18 protein-coding genes and 1 pseudogene are annotated in these 23,737 nt (G+C 38.4%); 9 read left to right on the top strand and 10 right to left on the bottom strand.

Annotated features, from left to right (window positions below):
- Positions 1-298: 298 nt before the first annotated feature.
- Positions 299-1,075 carry an amino acid ABC transporter substrate-binding protein gene (locus WNY79_RS08145; RefSeq protein ID WP_342875604.1) on the bottom strand — a complete coding sequence of 259 codons (777 nt, stop codon included), beginning with the start codon at positions 1,073-1,075 and terminating at the stop codon, positions 299-301.
- A gap of 131 nt (positions 1,076-1,206) precedes the next feature.
- Complete coding sequence (msrA, locus tag WNY79_RS08140; protein WP_342875603.1) at positions 1,207-2,496, bottom strand: peptide-methionine (S)-S-oxide reductase MsrA; 1,290 nt, start codon at positions 2,494-2,496, stop codon at positions 1,207-1,209.
- A gap of 256 nt (positions 2,497-2,752) precedes the next feature.
- Here msrA and pxpB point away from each other — a divergent pair, with 256 nt between their 5' ends.
- From pxpB to WNY79_RS08110, 6 genes and pseudogenes are all read left to right on the top strand, one after another.
- Positions 2,753-3,418, top strand: coding sequence for a 5-oxoprolinase subunit PxpB (gene pxpB / locus WNY79_RS08135; RefSeq protein ID WP_342875602.1), 666 nt, complete (start codon positions 2,753-2,755; stop codon positions 3,416-3,418).
- Entirely contained in the window at positions 3,411-4,340 is a 930-nt protein-coding gene (locus tag WNY79_RS08130) for a biotin-dependent carboxyltransferase family protein (RefSeq protein ID WP_342875601.1), read from the top strand. Before pxpB ends, WNY79_RS08130 begins: the two co-directional genes overlap by 8 nt.
- 23 nt (positions 4,341-4,363) lie before the next feature.
- Positions 4,364-4,471, top strand: a pseudogene (locus WNY79_RS08125) (DUF979 family protein); the annotation flags it as partial.
- On the top strand, positions 4,464-5,132 hold the full coding sequence (pcp, locus tag WNY79_RS08120) for a pyroglutamyl-peptidase I (protein WP_294113544.1): 669 nt from the start codon (positions 4,464-4,466) through the stop codon (positions 5,130-5,132). The pseudogene WNY79_RS08125 and the gene pcp, both read left to right, overlap by 8 nt.
- 153 nt (positions 5,133-5,285) lie before the next feature.
- Positions 5,286-6,959 carry an asparagine synthase B gene (asnB, locus tag WNY79_RS08115; protein WP_024598933.1) on the top strand — a complete coding sequence of 558 codons (1,674 nt, stop codon included), beginning with the start codon at positions 5,286-5,288 and terminating at the stop codon, positions 6,957-6,959.
- Positions 6,943-7,806, top strand: a complete 864-nt coding sequence (locus tag WNY79_RS08110; protein ID WP_342875600.1) for a PhzF family phenazine biosynthesis protein — start codon at positions 6,943-6,945, stop codon at positions 7,804-7,806. Before asnB ends, WNY79_RS08110 begins: the two co-directional genes overlap by 17 nt.
- Positions 7,807-8,085: 279 nt before the next feature.
- Here WNY79_RS08110 and egtD read toward each other — a convergent pair whose 3' ends face one another.
- Positions 8,086-9,060 carry an L-histidine N(alpha)-methyltransferase gene (gene egtD, locus WNY79_RS08105; RefSeq protein ID WP_342875599.1) on the bottom strand — a complete coding sequence of 325 codons (975 nt, stop codon included), beginning with the start codon at positions 9,058-9,060 and terminating at the stop codon, positions 8,086-8,088.
- Positions 9,057-10,328, bottom strand: a complete 1,272-nt coding sequence (gene egtB, locus WNY79_RS08100) for an ergothioneine biosynthesis protein EgtB (protein ID WP_342875598.1) — start codon at positions 10,326-10,328, stop codon at positions 9,057-9,059. Before egtB ends, egtD begins: the two co-directional genes overlap by 4 nt.
- 631 nt (positions 10,329-10,959) lie before the next feature.
- Between egtB and WNY79_RS08095 the strand changes: the two genes are divergently transcribed.
- Positions 10,960-12,540 carry a BCCT family transporter gene (locus tag WNY79_RS08095; protein WP_076923984.1) on the top strand — a complete coding sequence of 527 codons (1,581 nt, stop codon included), beginning with the start codon at positions 10,960-10,962 and terminating at the stop codon, positions 12,538-12,540.
- Positions 12,541-12,779: 239 nt separating this feature from the next.
- On the opposite strand, the gene WNY79_RS08090 is transcribed toward WNY79_RS08095, so the two are convergent.
- From WNY79_RS08090 to WNY79_RS08070, 5 genes are all read right to left on the bottom strand, one after another.
- Positions 12,780-13,490 carry a 3'-5' exonuclease gene (locus WNY79_RS08090; RefSeq protein WP_342875597.1) on the bottom strand — a complete coding sequence of 237 codons (711 nt, stop codon included), beginning with the start codon at positions 13,488-13,490 and terminating at the stop codon, positions 12,780-12,782.
- Between the two features lie 3 nt (positions 13,491-13,493).
- The gene (locus WNY79_RS08085; RefSeq protein WP_170070962.1) at positions 13,494-15,389 is read right to left on the bottom strand and encodes a DUF294 nucleotidyltransferase-like domain-containing protein; all 1,896 of its coding nucleotides are present in this window, start codon (positions 15,387-15,389) and stop codon (positions 13,494-13,496) included.
- A gap of 142 nt (positions 15,390-15,531) precedes the next feature.
- Positions 15,532-18,612 carry an efflux RND transporter permease subunit gene (locus WNY79_RS08080; RefSeq protein ID WP_342875596.1) on the bottom strand — a complete coding sequence of 1,027 codons (3,081 nt, stop codon included), beginning with the start codon at positions 18,610-18,612 and terminating at the stop codon, positions 15,532-15,534.
- 2 nt (positions 18,613-18,614) lie between these two features.
- Positions 18,615-19,631 (bottom strand): efflux RND transporter periplasmic adaptor subunit, encoded by a 1,017-nt coding sequence (locus WNY79_RS08075; protein ID WP_076923980.1) that lies wholly within the window; start codon positions 19,629-19,631, stop codon positions 18,615-18,617.
- A 213-nt stretch (positions 19,632-19,844) separates the two neighbouring features.
- Positions 19,845-20,852: a rhodanese-related sulfurtransferase gene (locus WNY79_RS08070; protein ID WP_342875595.1), complete on the bottom strand. Its 1,008-nt coding sequence runs from the start codon at positions 20,850-20,852 to the stop codon at positions 19,845-19,847.
- 209 nt (positions 20,853-21,061) lie between these two features.
- On the opposite strand from WNY79_RS08070, the gene WNY79_RS08065 reads away from it, so the two are divergent.
- Complete coding sequence (locus tag WNY79_RS08065; protein ID WP_342875594.1) at positions 21,062-22,390, top strand: DEAD/DEAH box helicase; 1,329 nt, start codon at positions 21,062-21,064, stop codon at positions 22,388-22,390.
- Positions 22,391-22,392: 2 nt separating this feature from the next.
- A complete protein-coding gene (locus tag WNY79_RS08060) occupies positions 22,393-23,226 on the top strand; it encodes a S1-like domain-containing RNA-binding protein (RefSeq protein WP_024590152.1) in 834 nt (277 codons plus the stop codon).
- Positions 23,227-23,269: 43 nt separating this feature from the next.
- On the opposite strand, the gene WNY79_RS08055 is transcribed toward WNY79_RS08060, so the two are convergent.
- The gene (locus tag WNY79_RS08055; RefSeq protein WP_024600246.1) at positions 23,270-23,644 is read right to left on the bottom strand and encodes a hypothetical protein; all 375 of its coding nucleotides are present in this window, start codon (positions 23,642-23,644) and stop codon (positions 23,270-23,272) included.
- Positions 23,645-23,737: the final 93 nt, after the last annotated feature.

Below are 23,737 nucleotides of genomic sequence, written 5' to 3'. Positions count from 1 at the left end.
TATATTGTGTGTGAAGATGTTGTCAGTGTGAAAAATGGTTCAAGTTAGGTGGTGACTTAGCTTGAACTGTTTTTATTCTTGGCTCAAACCACACGATATGTAATACAAAGCTACTTAAGTGTAGCAAACAGAATCTTTATATTGTGTGTGAAGATGTTGTCAGTGTGAAAAATGGTTCAAGTTAGGTGGTGACTTAGCTTGAACTGTTTTTATTATTAAGCACATACATAATATAGTTATATACAGGTTAATACCTTTTAAAAAGCCCCGTAAGTTATAACTTACGGGGCTTTTTTAGTTAATTTTTTATTTGATATTCTTTTTTCAGTTCCTGTATTTGCACTTTATGTGAAAGCAAGAATGTATCAAATTTCTTAATCACGTCAGGGTAGTCAATCGACGATAATAAAAAGGCTTGTAAATCTACCGGTAGTTCGTTTTGAAAATAAACGGGTCGGGTTAATTTAAAGTATTTAACGATATTATAATTTAATACATCGTTAGATATGTAAACGCACTCTACTCGCTCTTTTAAAAGCAACTCTATCAATTCCCTTACATTAGCGGTTTCAATTAACTCAACGTTTTCGTTGTTCATTAATGGTTTAAAGCTTTGAGGCGTAAACCCTCTCACCGTTGCAAAACTAACGCATTCATCAATAGTGATATTTTTATTTAAACTCGCAATACCCGTTTTAGTCACAACGGTTGGCTGCGAATAAATAATTTCATTTAAATCACCAAAGGAAGCTTTATAACTTGGTTTCCATTGAGGATTATCAGGGTATTTAAAATCAACATGATGGTGGTCAATAAATTCTTTATAGAGGCGATTAATTGGTAATGTGTAGAACTCAAATTTGAAATCGTGCTGTTGAGCAAACAAGGTAAGTAATTTTTGACTAAAGCCATAATAGTCACTGTTATCAGCCCCACTACCGTCAAAGTACGGAAGGTATTCTATATTTTCAACACCCACTACATAATGAGTGGCTGATTTAGCGTTGGTCATTAAGAACATAAAAATAAAAGGTAGATAAATTGACTGCTTAGCTATTTTTGATAATAGATTCATTAATAACCTAAAGAATATATTGCTGCCGGATTTAAGCCAATCAAACTTTAACAAATTTACGGGGATTATGATAAAACTATTTTGTTTTATGCAAAAAGCCTGGCTTTAAACCAGGCTTTTTATTTAGCTATTTAGCTTTTATCTCTTGGTACAAAATCAAGAACGGTTGCATTAATACAGTAGCGATCACGCCCTCTTGGGCCTTCACCTGGAAATAAATGCCCTAAGTGTATACCTGTACTTTTAGAGCGAAGCTCAATACGTGTCATGCCCCAGCTGCTATCGTCATGCTGTGTTACGTTGTTTTTTACTGGATGAGTAAACGACAACCAACCAGTACCTGAGTTAAACCTATCGCTTGTATCAAATAGAGGCTCTCCACTTAATTTATCAACAAATGTGCCATCGGGCGTATTTTTAAACTCTTTGTATTCTTTGCAATAGGGCCTATCTGTTCGTGCATCGAATGCAACTTTATAAGCATCACTGTTACCTAATTTGAATGCACCTAATGCTTTATAAAACTCTTCAGGCGTTGCGTACCCTTGACGGCCATATACCTCTACTCCGTTTTCTAAGAACAAAATAGTCGGCGTTGCCCATGTGGCTGACTTAATGGTTAAATCATCAAGTTGGTCAGCATGTCGAAATGTCATAGGTATGGTGCCTTTATAATCATTTGCGACTGCTTTTTTAAATTTTTCACAGTACGGACAGTATTCTCGTGAATCTAAGACTACTATTTGCTTACCTACGAGTAGATCACTGTTGTCAGCTTTTTCTACGGGTGTTTTATTAAAAACTACGCCTGTAGAATGATCGGGGCAATAGCCATTAGGGTTCTTTTCTAGATAATTTTGATGATATTCTTCTGCCGATACAAAACCTTCAAGCGGTTTAATAACCGTTTCGATTTTTCCGTAGCTCGCATCAGTTAAAAGCTGCTGATATTGCGATTTAACTTGCTCAGCTACTTTAGCTTGTGCATCAGAAGTCGTTAATACAATTGAACGATATTGCGTACCTATGTCGTTGCCTTGGCGATCTTTTTGAGTTGGATCGTGGCTTTCAAAATAACTTTTTAATAGCTCTTCTGCTGAAATTATATTGCTGTTATACATAACCTGTACAACCTCAGCATAATTATTCTCGTCAAAACGACGAGACTGATCGGTGATATTTCTGTACGTTGCTTTAAACCCATGGCCGTCTGCATAACCCGACTCAGCATCAATAACGCCACTTAGCGCTTCGTAGCGTTTTTCGGCTCCCCAAAAACAACCAGAACCAAGTACGATGGTTTCTACATGCATGGTGGCTTCTACATTACTATGCTCTACCTTTTCCATAGATAAAGCAAAGCTGCCTGCGCTAAATATAATAGCAGCGCCAGATAAATATAATAAATGCTGGTGTTTCATAAAGTACCTCTTAAACAAGTGCGTGCTAATTAAGACCTCCTTATCTTAATTTTCATTTCAACCTAATTACTTATTTAGTACGAAGTGTAATAAGTTTTGGTCCTCAATAAGTTAAATACGATTAATTGAATATAAAAATACTCTTAAAGTAAGCTGGGAAAATAAACACTAAACATAACTACTTAGTCGCAATCGTGTAAATAAATTAATAAAACTGTGTTACGTTTAAATTATATTGTACAAATAGGTTTATTTAATGAAGCCAGCTCCCCATATTTATGCATTAACAAACAGTAGTTTACTGCTTGATGCATCGCATTTAGACGCTACAGATAGACTCTCTATTCAAAAGAAAATTTGGGCTTTAACCAGCCACTGTAAAAGCACTGATGAATTTACCGATTTGGTGCCGGCCATGAACTCGCTCACTCTTTATTTAAAATCAGATAAACACTTAAATAAATGGTTACAAGTGCTACCTACACTTTGGAGTGATATTAAAAGTAGTACTTTTAAAGGGAAGCATCACTTAATAAAAACCACCTACAAGGGTGAGGATATTAATTACGTAGCTCACTATCATAATTTAAGCACTGATGATGTTATTAATATTCATAGTAAAGCCAAGTACCACGTATTATTTTTAGGCTTTCAGCCCGGCTTTGCTTACCTACACGGCTTAGAGGGGCAATTACATACACCAAGGCGTGATGAACCACGTACTAGGGTCCCTAAAGGTTCTGTTGCGATAGGTGCTTCTCAAACCGGAATTTACCCTGCGGATACGCCAGGCGGTTGGCACATAATAGGCCATACAGATACAGCTTTGTTTGATTCGACCTCTGAACAACCTTGCTTAATTCAACCAGGTGATACGCTTGAATTTGTTCCGCTCGTTAATAAAGAAGCAACTCATGATTAAAGTACTTAAAAGTGGTGTATTACTTACAATTCAAGATTTTGGCCGTGAAGGCTACCGCCATTTGGGTGTAAGCAAAGCGGGCAGCTTAGACCCGTATGCGCAAATAATTGCTAACAGATTACTTAACAATAACGACAATGATGCTGTTTTAGAAATAACCGTTGGTTTGTGCGAGCTGGAATTTAGCTGCGACACAGTAATTGCGCTTCATGGTGCCGATTTGCAAGCAACCCTTGACGGACAAGCAATTCACCCTGGTTGGACATACGCAGTAAAAAACAAACAAGTACTGAGCTTTGCTACTGGTAGAGCAGGCTTGAGAGCTTATTTGGCGGTGAAACACGGTATACGAAGTACTGAAATTATGGGCTCTAAATCTACAGATTTAAATGCGTGTTTTGGTGGTATTGAAGGTAGAACTCTCGCCACTGGTGATGAAATACCTATTACTCCTTATTATGGAGAGTTTATAAAAGTAGGCGCAATTGCACCTCCTAAGCGTAAACTAATACGATTACACCCAAGCCCCCATGCTAATTTATTAGGCGAGCCTTTACTAAGCAACTTTGTATCTACCGCATTTAAAATTAGTAGTAACAGCAACCGAATGGGCGTTAGGCTTGAGAATAATAAGAATAGCTTGGTGCATTCGCACTCTTTGCCATCACTAGGGGTGAGTCCTGGGAGTATTCAACTACCACCAAATGGTGAGCCTATTGTGCTCCTTAATGATGGCCAAACCACAGGAGGCTATCCGCTTTTAGGGACTGTTATTGAAGCCGACTTACATCAATTTGCGCAATTTAGACCTTTAGATAATATTGAGTTTAAATATGTAACGTTTGAAGAAGCAGCAAAAGCGAAGCAGAAACTTGACGGGCATCTACATCAATTGAGCCTTGCACTTAAAAATAACCTATAAAAACATTCTAGAATCAACACGCCCTAGATTTAAAAAATAGGTACCATGTAATAAAGGTTCAAATTCCGACGGCAGCTAACTTACTCGCCGTTATTATTATTTTAATGTATAGCTTGGTGTTTAATGACTAAATCAACTTCTACTATGCCGTGTGTATTAATAACCGGTTTTGCTCCTTTCGGTAGCGAAACTATCAATTCTTCTTGGCAAGCAGTGCAAAAACTTGATGAAACTATCATCATGAAACACAAAATATGCACACTAGAACTTGCCTGTGAATTTAATACGTCTATCAGTCAGCTTATAAACGCCATTGAGTCGCACAATCCAGCGGTTGTTTTGTGTATAGGTCAAGCCGGTGGACGCAGCGAAATATCAATTGAGCGTATTGCAATAAACGTTGACGATGCACGCATTAAAGACAATGCAGGCAAGCAGCCTATCGATACACCAATAGAAAAAAATGGCCCTGATGCCTATTTCACAAACTTACCAATAAAGCGCATGTTACAAGCATTGCACAACAGCAATATACCTGCTGCCATTTCGAATACGGCAGGTACGTATGTGTGTAATCACGTTATGTATGGCCTTATGCATTACATAAATGATCACTGCGCTTTAATGAAAGGTGGCTTTGTGCATATTCCTTATTTACCAAGCCAAGCTGTGCACCACAATGGCGCACCAAGCATGAGTGAAGACACTGTTATTAACGCGCTAAAAGTTATGGTTGCGCAAGCTTTGAACAATAATAACGACGTAAAAATGGCAGCAGGTACCACTCATTAACCAATTTGGTGCGGTTACATATAACTTGGTGCATAAATTATTCTTAATTAATTGTAAAAGCTATGTGACTTGAGTAATTTTTTCTGATAAAACAAGGTTTCGCAGCACAGCAAATTGGCTTTGCTGCACACATAATAGGAATGAGGAGTTACTATGTGTTCAATTTTTGGGGTATTAGATATTAAATCTGATCCCACTCAATTGCGTACCCAAGCAATTGAAATGTCAAAACTGCTTAGACACCGTGGCCCAGATTGGTCTGGTGTATACGCATCTGAAAAAGCTATTTTAGTGCATGAGCGTTTAGCTATTGTTGGTGTATCAAGCGGTGCACAGCCTTTATACAATCCTGAAAAAACAAATATTTTAGCGGTTAATGGCGAGATTTATAATCATAAAGAACTTGCAGCAGAGCTAGACGTTGATTTTACTTTTCAAACTCAATCAGACTGTGAAGTTATTTTAGCGCTTTATAAACAAAAAGGGCCTGACTTTTTAGATGACCTAAATGGCATTTTTGCATTTTGTTTATACGACGAAGAAAATGACGCTTACTTAATTGGCCGTGATCATATTGGTATTATCCCGCTTTACACTGGTCACGACGAGCACGGTAACTTTTACGTTGCTTCTGAGCTAAAAGCACTTTCTCCAATTTGTAAGCACATTGAAGAATTTCCTCCAGGACATTACCTGTACAGCAAAGATGGTAAAATGACGCCTTATTACAAACGTGATTGGGAAACATTTGATGCAGTTAAAGATAATAGCGCAGAAGCCCAAGACGTTAAAGATGCATTAGAAGCGGCCGTTAAACGCCAGCTAATGTGTGACGTGCCTTACGGCGTATTACTTTCTGGTGGTTTAGACTCATCAGTTATCTCTGCTATTACCCAGCGCTTTGCTGCCAAACGTATTGAAGATAACGACGAAAGCGATGCATGGTGGCCTAAACTTCATTCTTTTTCAGTTGGCCTTGAAGGCTCACCTGATTTAGCGGCTGCACAAAAAGTAGCTGACATGATTGGGACTATTCACCACCCTATTATTTTTACGATTCAAGAAGGTATTGATGCACTGCGTGAAGTGATTTACCACATTGAAACGTACGATGTAACAACGATTCGTGCTTCTACACCTATGTACTTAATGGCTCGCCAAATTAAAGCGATGGGCATTAAAATGGTGTTATCTGGCGAAGGTGCTGATGAGCTATTTGGTGGCTACTTATACTTCCATAAAGCCCCTAACGCACAAGAGTTTCATGAAGAGCTAAACCGTAAAGTATCAAAACTGCATATGTTTGACTGCTTACGTGCTAATAAATCAATGGCGGCATGGGGCGTAGAAGCACGTGTACCGTTCCTTGATAAAGAATTTGTTGATGTAGCTATGCGTATCAACCCTGAAGCTAAAATGTGTAAAGATGGCAAAATTGAAAAACATATTTTACGTGAAGGCTTTGAAGGTTACTTACCTGATGAAGTTTTATGGCGTCAAAAAGAGCAGTTTTCAGACGGTGTAGGCTACAGCTGGATTGATACGTTAAAAGAGTTTGTAAATGAGCAAGTAAGCGATCAAGAGCTTGCAAATGCGAAATTTAAATACCCTATTAATACACCAGACTCAAAAGAAGCATATTACTATCGTGCAATTTTTGAAGAACATTTCCCTGGTGATGCATCCGCTAAATGTGTACCACATGGTAAGTCGGTAGCGTGTTCGACTCCTGAAGCTCTGGCATGGGACGCATCGTTTCAAAACAATGCCGATCCATCAGGTCGTGCTGCGGGCGTTCATAACGACGCATATGCAAGCAAAGGTTAATACTCTTTGTTTAGCGAAGCGTAAGCCTAAATGGCTTGCGCTTCGCTTTATAGAATTCACTTCCACCGAATCTGTTTTTTATAGCCCTGCAAATAACTTAAAAGGCTCGAGCGCTTTAATTGTTATTTATAAAAATGGGTTAACAACAAAAACAATGCAATATATTGCATCACAATCAATTCACCCTGCGACCGTATTTTTAAATCAAAATGAGATAACTAAACGCCATTGCAATATTCGCTGGTTTAACCAAACAAGTGAAATTAAACGCTGCGGACATGGCACTTTAGCGGCCGCTAATTTTTTAATAGATTATTTAGGTTATTGCCCTAAAGTATTTACTTCAATGAGTAATGAGCGTTTTGCTATAAGAGTAAAAAAACAACGCGCCCAGTTGTTACTAAAAAGTATAGAGCCTAAAAAAAGCGAATTAGCTGCGAGTGAGTTAAAAAGTGTGTTTTCCTCAGCAATAAAAACAGCCTACAGTACCGGTGATAAAAACGGTTATACCGTGGTGCTATTTAATGAAGAATTTAATAAAGAAGTTGAAAGAGACGATTTAAAAAGCTTACACGTTGATTTTAAAGCTTTGAGTAAACTCCACAAAAATGCAGTAATTACCCTTAGTATAAAAAATAAAGACAAGAAAAATGCCATAGCGCGTTTTAGATATTTTGCCCCCCAGTTTGGCGTAAATGAGGACAGTGCAACGGGCTCTGCGGTATCTGTTATTGCCCCTCTTCTATTTAGACTGCATGGTTTAAATAAAGCCGCGCTTATACAGCAATCAAATAATGGCGCATTGCTAAACTATGAGTTTAAAAATGCCCAAGTTGTCATTTACTAGGGCGTGTTGATCTTTGCGAATTGAAATTTGTTCAATCTAGGGGCGATTAAATCGCGGCGCGAGGTCTGTAACCTAGTGGGCTAAGTAAAAATCGAGCAACAAAGAGTTTATCGCCCCTAGGCAGAACCCGAAGGGCAGCACATGTTTGGCATTTATGCTGCGTTATCACCTATTTATGTGGAATAACCACACTTCATAGACTCTGCCTTGCCTAAAAACCAAACATATTGCTGCAAATTCAACTATCAAAGATCAACACGCCCTAAACTTAAGTAACGTTTAAAGCGGTCTTAATAAGCACAAGGCAAAATAGTTACTATCGTCTTGCCATGTTTGCTCTAACTTTAAATTAGCCTGCGCTGCAAGCTGCTTAAACGACTCAAGCGTGTACTTGTGAGAGTTTTCCGTATGAATGCTTTCACCTTCTATAAAGTCTATTTGCTGATCATTTATAATCACGCTTTGGGTACAATTACTTACTAAATGCATTTCGATACGGCTATGTTGCTCGTTAAAGCGTGACTCGTGGCTAAAATTGTCTAAGTTAAATGTGCCATTTAACTCGTTATTAATACGTTCTAGTAAGTTTTTATTAAACACGGCGGTTATACCTAATTTATCGTTATATGCATCAAGTAACACTTGGCGCTCTTTTACTAAATCAATGCCAATTAGCACATAGCCATTTACACCACATAAGCGATGGAAATTATTCATAATTTCAATTGCTTTTACAGGTGCAAAATTGCCAAGAGTAGACCCCGGAAAGTACACCAGATTTGTTTGACTATCTAAAGCGGTATCTTTGGTTAGCTGTTTAACCATTTGACTATGTGTAAAGTCTCCTAATAATGGCGAAATTGCCAAATCTGGAAATAACGGTGACAAATGAGCAAGTGAATAACTGAGCATCTCTTCAGAGATTTCAAACGGTACAAAGGTTTTTACGTTTGCCATATGCGCTAATAAATAGGCAACCTTTTTACCCGAGCCACAGCCAGGCTCTATAATAGAGAGGTTTTCAGGTAGCATTTGAGCAATCGACTTAGAATGTTGCTCTAATATAGAAAGCTCAGTTCGTGTTACGTAATACTCTTGTAATGTTGTTATTTGCTCAAATAATGCAGCACCTTTATCATCATAAAAATATTTACACGGAAGCGTTTTTTGTTGTTGCGTTAATCCGCTTATCACGTCGTTTAGAAATTCAGTGTCGGTTATGTTACTTTGCTTAATCGCTGTTACTTGGCTCATACTATATCCTTAGCTAGTCTTATCCCGCTGCACATCCACGCTTGATGTGGGTAATAAAAATTACGATATGTTTGTCGTAAATGGTTTTGAGGGGTAAAAACACACCCACCACGTAGCACCATTTGGTTATTCATAAACTTACCATTGTACTCCCCTGCTACTCCTTCAATAGGCTTAAAACCAGGGTATGGTAAATATGCACTGTTCGTCCATTGCCAACACGCATCAGTTAACTGGTTTATTTCAGTATCATTTTTTGCTTGCTGAGGTGTTAGGTCTTTATTATTAATCTCTGTTGAAGCTGTATTTTTAGCTGCATATTCCCACTCAAACTCTGTAGGCAAGCGAGCCTTTACAAAATTAGCATAGGCGCTGGCCTCAAAATAACTAACATGGCAGATTGGTGCACTTAAATTAAGAGGCTGCAATCCATAGTGTGTAAACTCAAACCACTCGTTATTTATGCAATGCCAATACAAAGGTTGCGTTAAACTATTATTTTGTATATTTGCCCAGCCGTCGCTTAACCAGTACTGTGGATTGCTATACCCACTGGCATTTATAAAGTCTAAATATTCACCATTGGTGACCAATCTATTAGCAAAATTGAATGGATGAATTAATACTTGGTGTTTGGGACACTCGTTATCATATGCAAATTCATCGTCGGCATTTGTGCCTATGTTAATAATAGCTTGCTCAAAATTTATAAAATTGAGGGGCTTAATATCTGCTGATTTGTTTTGGCTATTTAAAAATGATGTTTGATATTGTGGAAATAATGGGTTTACTGAAAAGTTATATTTGATGTCCATTAGCATTAGCTCTTGGTGCTGTTGCTCGTGGTTTAAACCAAGATCAATAATATCTTTAATTTCTGGGTTAACTTCAGTATTAAGCAATTCAATTACACAGCTATCAACATGCTTTCTGTAAGCTAGAACTTCATCTAAACTAGGCCTAGATAAACTACCTCGGTTGGCTCGTTTAAATTGCTCTCCAACCCCATTGTAGTAGGAATTAAAAAGCATTCTATAGTGAGAGTTAAACACAATGTACTGCTTACAATAAACACTAAGTAAAAACGTTTCAAAAAACCATGTTGTGTGTGCTATATGCCATTTGCTTGGACTGGCATCTGCCATAGCTTGTAATTGGCAATCCTCTACAGTGAGAGGTTCTATAATAGCTAGGCTTTCGCCTCTAACGCTGCAAAAGCGTTTAACAAGTTCGTTTTGATTGGTATTGTTCGTAACGCATTCACGCATAATAGTATTAATCCCTTTGCCTATCTATTTATAAAATATAGCTTAGTGTTGTGTTAAATCATATTCATATTACAACTTGATTAAAGATGCTTATCGGCTTATAAATTTATAATAGCCCTAAAGGGGAATTTGCTCTTTACTGCTTGTTTTTTAATTTTTATTACGTGCATCTAAGCATGCACAATAACGCAGAAGCAGTTACCGTACCCACTAGGTTAGAAACCTAAAAGCGATTAAATCGTTCCCAAATTGATCGAACTTTAATCCTAAAAGGTCAAGAAACCCTAGCATTTAAGCATTAAGTAAGTTACTTAAAAGTGATCTTTTTTTTACTTAACTAAGTAAATTAATACTTTTAATAGCAAACTAATTTTTAACGTTCACTGAATTTAGAACTTTTTAGCTTTTAAATAGAAGAATCATTAATTTGGCTATATAAACAGCGTTTTAAATACAAATTCATTTACATTTAATATTTAACTCATACACTACTAGCTGTATGATCACTCTTCAAATTAGTTAGTCTTCAAATAATTACGGTATTACTTTTTACTTAATATTTAAAGGCTAATGTAATTCGATATGACGCCGAATTTATTTTGGCTTGTTAGGACAACTAAAGAGGTATTGCATGAAGGAAAATCATGACAAATATAGTATTGACAATACGGACTACACCGTAGGTCAGGACAACGTACAAAAGTGGGGGTTTGATATACACAACCCTGTTTTTGGAACTAGTGCGGGCCTGATTGTCATTTTTTTAATCGCCATACTTGTTACCGACCCACAAACTGCAAAAACAGCGCTTGATAGTATCAAGACCGATATTATTAATAATTTTGATGCCCTATTTATGTGGGCTGCCAACTTCTTTGTACTCTTTTGTTTAGCACTTATTGTTTCTCCTTACGGGAATATTCGCCTTGGTGGTGATGATGCTAAACCTTCTCACTCTCGAATTTCATGGCTTGCTATGTTATTTGCTGCAGGTATGGGTATCGGCCTTATGTTTTGGGGCGTTGCTGAACCGGTTGCTTACTTTACTGGTTGGTACGAAACACCACTTAACGTAGCCGCTAATACACCAGAGGCTGCAAAATTAGCAATGGGCGCGACTATGTTCCATTGGGGTCTTCATCCTTGGGCTATTTACGCTGTTGTTGGTTTATCTCTTGCATTTTTTACGTACAACAAAGGTTTACCTCTTTCAATTCGTTCTATTTTTTATCCTATATTAGGCGACAAAGCGTGGGGTTGGCCTGGTCATATCATTGATATCTTAGCTGTACTTGCTACATTATTTGGCCTTGCAACGTCTTTAGGTTTAGGTGCGCAGCAAGCTTCTGCAGGTATTAACCATGTATTTGGTCTTGAGGGCGGAATTGGCTCTCAAATTTTGGTTATTGTGGGTGTAACACTTTTAGCGATTGTTTCTGTAGTTCGTGGTATTGACGGAGGTGTAAAACTACTCAGTAATGTAAACATGCTAATTGCTTTCTCATTGCTATTGTTTGTTTGCCTAGTTGGCTTTGCTGTAGCAATGGGTAACGTACCGACAACTATTATGGGTTATGTTGAAAATATAATTCCATTGAGTAACCCACATGGCCGCGAAGATGAAACATGGATGCATGGTTGGACTGTGTTTTACTGGGCTTGGTGGATTTCCTGGTCACCGTTTGTAGGTATGTTTATCGCGCGTGTATCACGTGGTCGCACAATTCGTGAATTCTTAATTGCGGTGTTACTTATCCCTACGCTAGTTACTGTTTTATGGATGTCGATTTACGGCGGTATTGCGATTGATCAAGTCGTTAACGGTGTTGGCGCACTAGGTACTAATGGTTTAACTGAAGTTCCTTTAGCTATGTTCCAGATGCTTGATGAATTACCTTTATCTAATATTTTATCGTTTATTGCGATTGTATTAGTGCTCGTGTTTTTTATTACATCATCTGACTCTGGTTCACTAGTAATTGATTCAATTACTGCTGGCGGTAAAATTGATGCACCAGTTCCACAACGTATATTTTGGGCATCGGTAGAAGGCGCTATTGCAGCAGCTCTACTTTGGATTGGTGGGACACAAGCAATTGAAGCACTACAGGCAGGTGCCGTTTCTACAGGCTTGCCATTCACTATTGTATTATTGTTTATGTGTTTAAGCTTAGTTTTAGGTTTACGAACTGAGCCCCGCCCAGTTAAGTAATACCTTAAGTAGTAATACTTTAATTAGTAACGAAAGCGCCGCAATAATTGCGGCGCTTTTTTGTTTAACTATTTAAGGTTATATCAATTCGCTTAATAAAGTGATCTGTTTTGTGGTAAAAAAAACGTCTCAATAGTAAGGCAAAAATTCGTTATTTAGTTGCTCTAAATGATAAATTTTAACGTAGCTAACGTCAGGTTTAACCTTCAATATGATTAAAGCATTATTACGTATTAGTATTACCCCCATAATTCTGAGATTGGAGTATCTAAACGGTAATGATGACTCAGTTGCGCTTGTAAAAGCTCAGCTGTAGCAAGTGCATCTGTTAACGCATTATGGTTTTGATACGCAGGTAGAGAATAACGCGCACGACAATCTGTTAATCTGAGCGAGCCAAGTTTTGTATTAAATACTCGACCTAATAAACCTTGCCTTGCTTTTAGTGCTCTTTTTTCTATTTCCATTGTATCAACAAGTGCAAACTCAATACCTTCTTTAAGCCGTAGTAGTAACGCATTATTTAAAAAATGGCGTTCTATAGCAGCGTAATGCACCACGACAACTTTACCACTTAGCGCTTCAAGTAAAGGTTCAATGATTTGATTAAAGTCAGGGGCGTCATCTACCTCAGAATGGGTTATCCCATGGATTAAAATAGACTCTTCATGCAGGTTACGTCTAGGTTGTACAACCCAATGCCGGCTGTGTTTACAATAGATACGCTTTAAACTAAACGGCACTAATCCGACACTCACTATATCGTCGTTTTGGCTATTTAAACCAGTGGTTTCAAAGTCCATTGCTACAAAGGGCACATCTTTTACTGCGGCTTTGTCTTGATTATAAGCACCAGCATAAAAATGTTTTAAGAGTTTATTTTCGGTGCTGTTGGCAAGCTCGTTATATCTAGCTTGCCAATCAACTGCTTTATAATTACGCGGATTCATAGGCTACTTCACACCAGAGTTTGCTGTGTAGCTAAATTTTAAATAGCTTTGCGCTTTTTCTAAAATAGCAAATGCTTCCTTTAAGTTTCGCTGTTCAAAGGGAGACAGTAAATGTGGATCTAAGTTATTATCTGGCTCTTCGCCCTTCTCTATTTGCCACGCTTGATGGCGAATTCGCATCATAGCTATATACTCTAGTGCATCACGTAAATCTTGCGCTTTACCCTGCGGTAAAAGTTTTGCTTCAATAATATCTTCTAAACGCTCAAACGAGTTTTGTTTACGCGAACCTATAGCTAGTGCGTGCACGCGAATAACATCCGAAAGTGGTGCGGTACCTCGTCGTTTTAAGTTCATTGAGCGCTTATGTTGGCCATTATGTTCCATAACAAAGCCTTTGAAAAAGCCAAGCGGTGGAGTTCTATTTCGAGCATTTGCTGCCATGTTAGCCAAAAATACACGATTTACTTTACTTTGTTTTGCTATAAATATTTTAAGTTCATTAGCCCACTTGGTTTTACCCCATACCCCGTCTAAATCAAAAAATATAGAGCTATTAAGTAAAGCTTGTGGTTTTGGCTGAGCTATCCAATCTGCAAATTGATCAAACCATTCTGAGCGAGTTTTACGCCACTTTTTGAACGACGCCATTATTTCTCCATCACAATACGTATAGCCACATTGTGCTAAGCCATCACAAACAAAGTCTGAGATATTTTGAAAATATTCGTTATGTTTTTCGTCGTCATAACTGTCATCTAAAATTAGCGCGTTATCTTGATCCGTTACAATAAGTTGCTCATCTCGAGCCATTGAGCCCAAGGCAATAAAACAATAAGGAACGGGAGGTGGACCAAACTTTTCTTCAGCTAATACAAGCAATCTTTGTTTAAATGTACGACCGATAACGGCCATGGCGGTGCCAACCATGTGAGAGTTTGCATCTTCGTTGACCATACGAACAAATACGTTGGGCAACTGGCGCGCATAATGTGCCAAATCCTCAATTGTTTGTTGAGCAAGTATACCGCGCACAAGCAATAAGCTACTTTGCGATTCATAACGTAAAATGTCAGAGAGAGAGATAACCCCTATAGGGCGCTTTTTTTGTACTACAGGCAAGTGATGTAAATTATCTCTAAGCATGGCAAGTACAGCTTCAAAAATATAGTCATTAGCGTCTAAGAGCACTAAGTTAGTTGACATAATATCTTTTGCTTGTGTGTTAAAGGCAAGGCCTTTAGCCACTACTTTTGAGCGTAAATCCCTATCGGTTATTATGCCAACGACTTGTCCATCATCTTCCTCAGGATCATCGTTTATAGGCTTATTTACGTCGGTTACCAAAACTGACGAAACCGCCTCTTCGGTCATTAATTTAGCGATATCTTGTATTGTAGAGGTTGCATCTACGGTTACTACATCTCGGTGAATTAATGATTTCACTTTCGCAGTTGTAAGGTCATTGCCATCAGCTTGTTCAACAATAGCTTGATGTAAACGCACATTACCATCTGTTTCAAAGTAATCAGCAAACGCATCAAACTCATCACAGTAACGATTAAATAGCTCAACGTTTATGCAGTATACTAATGTATCTTCAAGAGCTGTTGCAGGAAAACGTACCTTACGGTTCATCAATAAACCCATTTGACCAAATATACCTGCTGTAGCCAAACGGTTATAAAGCTCGCCATTACGGCGATACATTTCTACAGAACCACTTCTAATTACATACAAGTCAGATATATCTTGTCCAAAACTCAAAATATCTGTTTTTGCTCTAAAGTAAGCAACTTCAACTTGTTGAGCTAGCTCATTAAGCGCTTTTTGAGGTAAGTCATCAAAAGGAGGATGTTGTGCTAAAAATTGTGCGATTTCAACTTGTTCGGCTTGCATAGGGGATTCCTTGTGACCACACAGTAAGGCATGTATATGCTTAGGTGGCTATCTTAACAAACAAATATAGCCAATCAAGATATAACTAAGACCCACTACTGTTTTAAGCTAAAAGAGTAGTGAGTCTAGCTTTAATTACACTTTAATTTAGCTTTTCTAGCTCTTGTTCGAGCTCTTTAGATTCATCGCCTCGAGGGGTCGTAAAGCGAGCTAAACCTAAGTAAATAACAGGTGTAAGGTAAAGGGTAAATAATACGGCGAGCGCTAGGCCACCAAACACCACCCAACCAATTGCATTTCGTGCTTCAGCGCCCGCACCGGTAGACATAATTAATGGTAACGCACCTAACAAGGTCGATATAAGAGTCATTGTAATGGGTCTTAAACGTACTAGTGCAGCTTGCTCAACAGCTTTTCTAACAGATAAACCTTGGTCGCGTAATTGGTCGGCAAATTCAACCAGTAATATAGCGTTTTTAGCGATTAAGCCAATCAGCATAACTAAGCCGATTTGAGAGTATATATTTAACGATGTCCCCGTTAAATAAAGCGCCAAAATTGCAGATGTAATACCAAATGGTACGGTTATCATAACCACGACAGCACTATTTACATTTTCGAACTGGGCAGCAAGAACTAAAAATACAATTAAAAAAGCCAATACGTAGGTTACAAGCACTTCGTTAGATGTTTCCTCATAGGTCAGTGCTTCACCTTTAAACGCAAGTGCAATACCAGGCGCTAATGATTGCTCAGACACCTGCTTAATTTGATCTACTAAAGAGGCGATAGTTAATCCTTCGGGCAGTTCCATACTGAGCTCAATAGAGCGGCGCTGTGCATGTCGCTCAAGTTCAGCTGCTACACCTTCTTCAGAGATATAAGCAACACTACTTAATGGCACTAAGCTGTTATTGCCAGCTCTAATATATAAATTAGCTAAATCGCTCGGATCGTTTATGGTTTGATTTTGAGCTTGCAACATTATAGGAACGGATTGATCGCCTATGTTTAAATCTTCAACATCATCTCCGTTAATAGCCGCTCTCAGTGTAATTGCTATGTCGCTCAGCGCTACACCAAGCTCTTGTGCACGCCGTCTGTCTATATTAACTCTAAGCTGCGGTTGCGATGGCTGATAGGAAATACGAACAGGGGCAACTTCAGGTACTGCTTTTTCAAGTGCCGCTGAAAACTGCTGCGCAGCTTTAAATATTTGTAGGTAATCTTGACCTAGTAAGGCTATTTCAACACCGCCACCTTGACCACGTAAATTTAAACTATTTGCACCGCCTGGAAATGCTGGTGCACCGGGAATATCACCCAAGGGCTGACGAATTTTATTGATTATTTCTTGTTGAGTAAAATTTCTTTCATCCCAATGCTTTAATGGCACAGTGATAAATACTATATTTGGATCCCATTGGCCAACTACCGTATAAATTGATTCTATTTCGCCGCTATCAATAAAAGGTAATAAAATATCTTCCATTTTTATGGCTTGTCTATCCATAAAGTTTAACCCTACACCGTCAGGACCTCGTGCAAATATACGTATTTTTCCACGATCTTCTGTTGGTAGTAATTCGCTATCTAAACTTGTATATAAAGCGCCTGAGCCAGCCGCTACCAATACACAGGCTATAAATGTAACCCATGCATGGTCTAGCACTTTGTGAATTGATTTTGTATAAATACCACCAAGCCAATGACCTACTTTAGCAAATGGATGAAAGCCACCCTGTTTTAGTTTTAGCTTTGAAGTTAGCGCTGGTACTAATGATAAAGCTACAAAGCTTGAAATAATAACGGCGCCTGCAAGTACACCTCCAAACTCTCTAAACAGCCGCCCAGCGGTTGAAGGTAAAAATGCAATAGGTATAAATACAGCTGCAAGTACTGCAGTTGTTGCTATTACCGCAAAAAACACTTCTCGTGTTCCTATTACCGCAGCTGCACGTCTGCCTAAACCTAATCCTCGTTGTCGCTGAATATTTTCACTAACTACAATGGCATCATCTACAATTAAACCGGTGGCAAGTACAAGGGCTAGTAAAGTTAAAATGTTAATTGAAAAACCAAGTGCCCAAATCAGTGCTAATGAGCCAATTAACGCTACGGGGATTGCAAAAGCAGGTACAAGTGTGGCACGCCAAGAGCCGATAAAAACCCAAAGCGTTACAACTACTAACAACACGGTAAGTAATAAAGAGTAAATAACTTCATCAACTGAGCTTCTAATAAACTGTGCATCATCAGACGTAAGGGTAAATTCCATTTCAGGAAAACGCGTTTGCATGCTGTTGATGAGCTTTAACACTTCATCAGATATTTCTATCGTATTTGATTGGGCTTGACGAATTATCTCCATGCCTATAACAGGTTTACCGTTGAGTCTTACCATAGAACGTGGATCAGCGGGACCAAAGTAAACAGCTGCAATATCGCTAATGCGGGTATCATCTTGAATTATGATGTCGCCCACTTGCTCTGGTGTTATTGATGTAGCATCAGCCCGTACGATAATTTGTTGATCGTTTGATTTTAAACTTCCTGCTGGCACGTCAAACGGAGCTTGGCTAAGTACTTGTGCAACATCTGGAATCGTTAAATTGAAGCTGCTTAGTTTAAGAGGATCAATTCGTACTCTTAATACTCGTTCCCTATCACCATTTAAGCGTACATCCGCAACACCTGGAATGGTTAAAAACTGCGGGGCTAAATCAACATCAACACGTTCAGTAAGTGCTTCAAGCGATAGACTATCACTAGAGACGGTTAACGATACAACGGCTTCTGCATCGTTATCGGCTTTAATAATGGATACTCGCTCGACTTCTTCGGGGAGATCTCGTTGAACACGTGCCACCGATTCGCGCGTTTCGTTTGCTGCATCGTCTAAATTAATTCCGGGCCTAAACTCTACGACAATTCGTGAATTTCCTTCTTCACTTTGCGCTCGTATTGATTTAACACCGCTTACGCGTGCTACTGCGCCTTCTAGTTTACTGGTTACTTCAGTGTCTACAGTTTCTGGTGAGCCACCCGGAAATGGTGCAGAAACAGTAATACGCGGCCTATCTACATCGGGGAGCTCCCTAACCTCAATCCCTGCAATAGCTGCAATCCCGGCAATAATAATTAGTAAGTTGAGTACAACTATAAGCACAGGGCGACGAATAGCCATTGATGGTAAATCTTGCATCATAGGTTGTTGTTTCATACCTACTCCTGCGAATCTGAATCAATTGCGTTAAAGCTTAGTTCTTGCTTAGCTCGTAGGCGTTGGACGCCCTCAATAACTAAAATATCACCCTCTTTTAATGGGCCCGATACTAGTAATCGACCTGCAAGGCGTTGCTCTATTTTTACATCAACGCGTGTGGCTTTATTATCAACACTTGTCCATACGTAAGGACCCGTTGCTCCCCACAGTAACGCAGCTTCTGGTATTGCAGCGTAATTATCACCTAATACTTCAATATGAACTCTAAAGCTCATACCCGGCAAAAACTGCTCATTCGCATTGTTAAGTTTTGCTTTAACACGAAGAGTACGAGTTTGAGGATTTATTCGAGAATCTAAATAAGCAATTTGGGCGTTAATTGGGCTTTCTGACTGCCAAGGAAATACTGTTATATTACTTTTATTGCGTAGCATAAATATGGCTGATTCTGGCGCATTAAAATTTATATACAAGTCACTCGTGTCATCAATACTCGCTATTTCAGTAAGCTCAGAAATTCTATCGCCAACCTCAACATCTGTTAGCCCCATAATACCATTTAAAGGTGCAATAACTTTTCTATCTTCAAGCTCTGTTTGTGCTTGAGTTAAAGTAACTTTTGCAAGTTCAACAACTGTTTTAGCGTCGTCTACGTCACTTTTAGGCACAGCTCCTTTAGCCTGGCTTTGCTGTAATCGCTCTAATATTCTTTGCGTATCGGCAAGTTTAATTTTAGCCTCATCAAGCGCGGCTTTTTGCCTGCGAGAGTCGAGCTCGAGTAACATATCGCCTTTTTTTACTTTATCGCCAGGTTTAAAGTATACAGCGGTCACCTTATCACCCACAGCTGGGTATAACATAACTGAATGAATTGCCTCTGTATTACCAACTGCTTGTACTTGTTGCTTAGCACGCTCTAATGTTATTTTTTGTACCACAACATTAGCGCTTAATGCTGGTAAAGTTACAAATAGTAAAGCACTTAATGTACTGATTAATAAAATTCGAGATTTCAAAGTTACACCCTAACTAATTATTATTTTCATTACCGTACGAAGTCTAACAGCTGTTTGATCAATAAATAGGTTAGAACGATAAATTAGCAAAACAATAGGATGAGTTTACGTAGGTGATACCAATTTAGGTAAAACTAACAAAAAATACAAGTGACAGTTAAAACTAAAAAGCCCAGCATAAGCTGGGCTAATAAAAGTATTCATTAATAAATGTTATTTACCGCGCTGAGCATCCTTTTGCGCTTTTTTAGCCTCTTTACGTTGCTGTAAAACTGCCTGTGCTTCGCTACCAATGTGGCCTTCACCACGCGCTTGCGCGAGCTCAATCTGTTTTTGGCGTTCAGCAAAGCGTGTCCGCTGTTCATCCGTTACTTCTTCAATACAATGATGGCAAGATACACCTTCCATGTATTCAGGCTTTAATTTTTCTTCTTCTGTAATTGGCATACGACAGGCGTGACATTGATCATAAGAACCTTTTTGTAAGTCGTGATCAACCGCTACACGATTATCAAATACAAAACACTCGCCTTCCCACATTGTTTCTTCTTTTGGCACTTCTTCTAGGTATTTTAAAATACCACCTTCAAGATGATATACCTCATCAAAGCCTTGCTCTTTCATATACGCAGTTGATTTTTCACAGCGAATACCGCCAGTACAAAACATAGCCACTTTTTTATGTTTTTCAGGGTCTAAGTTTTCTTTTGCCCACTGAGGAAACTCACGAAATGTTTTAGTGTTTGGATCGACTGCGTTTTGAAAAGTACCAATTTCTATTTCGTAATCATTACGAGTATCAATAAGTATAACGTCAGGATCTGATATTAACGCATTCCATTCATTAGGCTTAACATAACTACCTACAACTTTTAGAGGGTCTACACCTTCAATCCCCATAGTTACAATTTCTTTTTTTAATTTTACTTTAGTACGGTAAAACGGGCATTCATCATCGTAAGATTCTTTTGTTACGATATTTTTTAAATTAGGTTGCTCATCAAGCCAGGCTAATAGATTATCTATGCCTTCACGTTTAGCAGAAACCGTACCGTTAATACCTTCAGCTGCAATAAGTAAAGTACCACGAACCTCGTTTGCTTCCATTACCTCAAGTAATGGCTTTCTAAGGGCTTCATACTCAGGTAAAGCCACAAACTTATACATTGCACACACTACAAAGTGGTCCTTTGTCACATCATTTTTATGAACTGCCGTCATCTTATTTCCTATTTTGCTTTTAGTTGCCACAATTGGCATTTACCGAATCGTAAATCCGGCGCATATGGGGCGCGTATTTTACGCTTTTTTAGTTTAATTGCAAAAAATAGCGCTATAGATTGGTTTTTACTGTTAGCGACCTATCTGTGTAAGCTATAATGCGCTGATAAATTTATAGACTTAATTTGCTTATTTTGGAGAAACACACATTGCAGTTTACTGATCTTGGGATTGATACACGCCTTGAAACACAGTTAGCACATCAAGGGATCACCCAGCCCACCGATATTCAAGCGCATGCAGTGCCTACCGCACTTGCAGGGCATGACATTTTCGCTCAGTCGAAAACTGGGTCGGGCAAAACCTTGGCGTTTTTATTACCTGCTGTACAAAGGGTTATGAAACAAAAAGCACTCAGTAAACGCGATCCTCGTGTACTTATTGTTGCTCCTACGCGTGAGCTTGCTACGCAAGTATTTACTCAGCTGCGTTTATTAATTGCAGGCACAGCTATTAAGGCCGTAAAAATACTTGGCGGCGAGAACTTTAATGACCAAATAAAAGCACTTAGAAATGATCCACAATTTGTAGTTGCTACACCTGGGCGTTTAGCCGATCACATTACAAAACGATCTTTACAATTGAGTGGGCTAGAACTGCTTATTTTTGATGAAGCCGATCGTATATTAGATTTAGGCTTTACTGGGCAGTTGAAAATGATTAACGAGCAAGCTAATCACCGTTTACGCCAAACGTTATTGTTTTCTGCAACACTTGACCATGCGCAAGTAGACGCTCTATCACGTAATCTATTAAAAAAGCCAAAGCAAATTACGCTAAGTGCAGCGAACGAGCAACATAGCGATATTAAACAAACGTTATACCTTGCCGATCATCTTGATCATAAAGAAGCGCTATTAGAGCACTTTTTGAATCAAGATGATGTTGGGCAGTGTATTATTTTCACGGCAACGCGTTCTGACACGAGTCGTTTGAGTGAGGCGCTAAATGCTAAAGGCTTTAAGTCTGTAGCGCTTGCAGGTGACTTAACGCAAAATAAACGTTTAGATATAATGGATTCATTTAGTCGCGAAAACTTTAAAATATTAATCACAACCGATGTTGCATCTCGTGGTTTAGATTTACTAAGTGTAACGCATGTTATTAACTTTGATTTGCCAAAACACGCTGAAGAATATGTACACCGCATTGGCCGTACAGGCCGTGCTGGTTTTAAAGGTAATGCTTTATCGCTTGTTGGACCTAAAGACTGGGCAAGCTATTTAGCTATTAAATCGTTTTTGAACGATGAGCTTGTATTTGCAAGTGTCGAAGGTTTAAAAGCTAAGTTTAAAGGTATTAAAGAGAAAAAGCCTGAAGCAACGTGGGATAAATCTAAAGAAAAAACCGCCGCTGTTAAAAAGCCTGTATTTAAACGCAAAGCCAAACCTAAAAAGCCAACAGCACCAATTAAAGCACCAATGAACATTGATGGCGATACACCAATGCGCCGTAAAAAAAAGACTGAGCAGGAATAATTATGAGTTACCTAGGAACCACACAAACATTATTTGTAAAAGAAGTGAGTAACGAAGGTGCTTACTTAGACGGTCATGATTTAGGTGAAGTGTTTTTACCAAAACAAGAAATTAAACATGAGCTTGAAGCGGGCGATAGCATTAGTGTATTTATCTTCTTAGACAACGCTAACTTAGCAACTGCCACAACTAAAAAGCCACACGCACAAGTAGGTGAATATGCCCTGCTTCGCGTTAAAGAAATTAATAGTATTGGTGCGTTTTTAGATTGGGGTCTTGAAAAAGATGTACTAACCCCATTTAACGAACAAAAACCACGTATGCAAGAAGGTCACTCATATTTAGTTCGTTTGTACCTTGATAATGCAAGCCAACGTATTTGTGCATCAAACAACTTTAATCGCTTTCTATCTAAAGATGAGCCGCAGTATACGCACTTACAAGAAGTGGATTTAATTGTTGCTGGCAAAACAGATATTGGCTACAAGGTATTAATTGAAGAATCGCACTTTGGTGTTGTTTTCTACAATATGGTATTTAAAAGCTTATTTGTGGGTCAAAAGCTTAAAGGGTTCATTCAAAAAGTACGTGAAGACGGAAAAATTGATGTTGTACTAGAAAAGCCGGGGATGGGTAAAGTAAGTGACCTTGGTGAAACTATTATGCAAAAACTTAAAAACGAAGGTGGAGTTATTCCATTAGGCGATAAGTCCGAACCTGAAGCGATTAAAAAGATGTTTTCTACTAGTAAAGCTAACTATAAAAAAGCAATTGGTGGATTATTCAAACAAGAGTTAATAGATATTGAAGCGAAATCCATTCGCTTAAGATCTTAATCATAAATAATAGGCTTTAATTACTAATATTATCTGTTTGTAATTAACCTAGAATGTACTTATAAGGCAATGTACATTGCGTATATTGCCTTGAATAATCAAGCACTTCACCCTTTGACTCTAGGTTAAGCGGTGCCAAACGAAAAACCTTCTTTTCGCATTCTGTTTTTTTATCATCAAGCTTAGATATGCAATCAGTTACCGTTATATGCTGAGATATCAGTGTATCCTCATTTTTGTAACACAGGTGGTGTGCATAATCTCGCATTGTTTGTTTAAAATCGAACATATTAATAGGATAGTTCGAAATTATATCTGTTACTGATGTAACATCATCATATGCTTTATTAGAAAAGACGTACTTATTTACCGAAAAACCCGCAACAATAATAATTATGAAACCTAATAATAACTTCAAAGCAAACCCCCTACTACATCATTAATACTAATAATGTAACATAAAATACACATGCAGTAAGGGGTTTTAGCACTATATTGCTGCTTTTTGTTA

The organism is Pseudoalteromonas sp. AS84, assembly GCF_038900255.1.
Taxonomy (GTDB): Bacteria; Pseudomonadota; Gammaproteobacteria; order Enterobacterales; family Alteromonadaceae; genus Pseudoalteromonas.
This window is presented reverse-complemented; position numbering and strand designations above follow the sequence as displayed.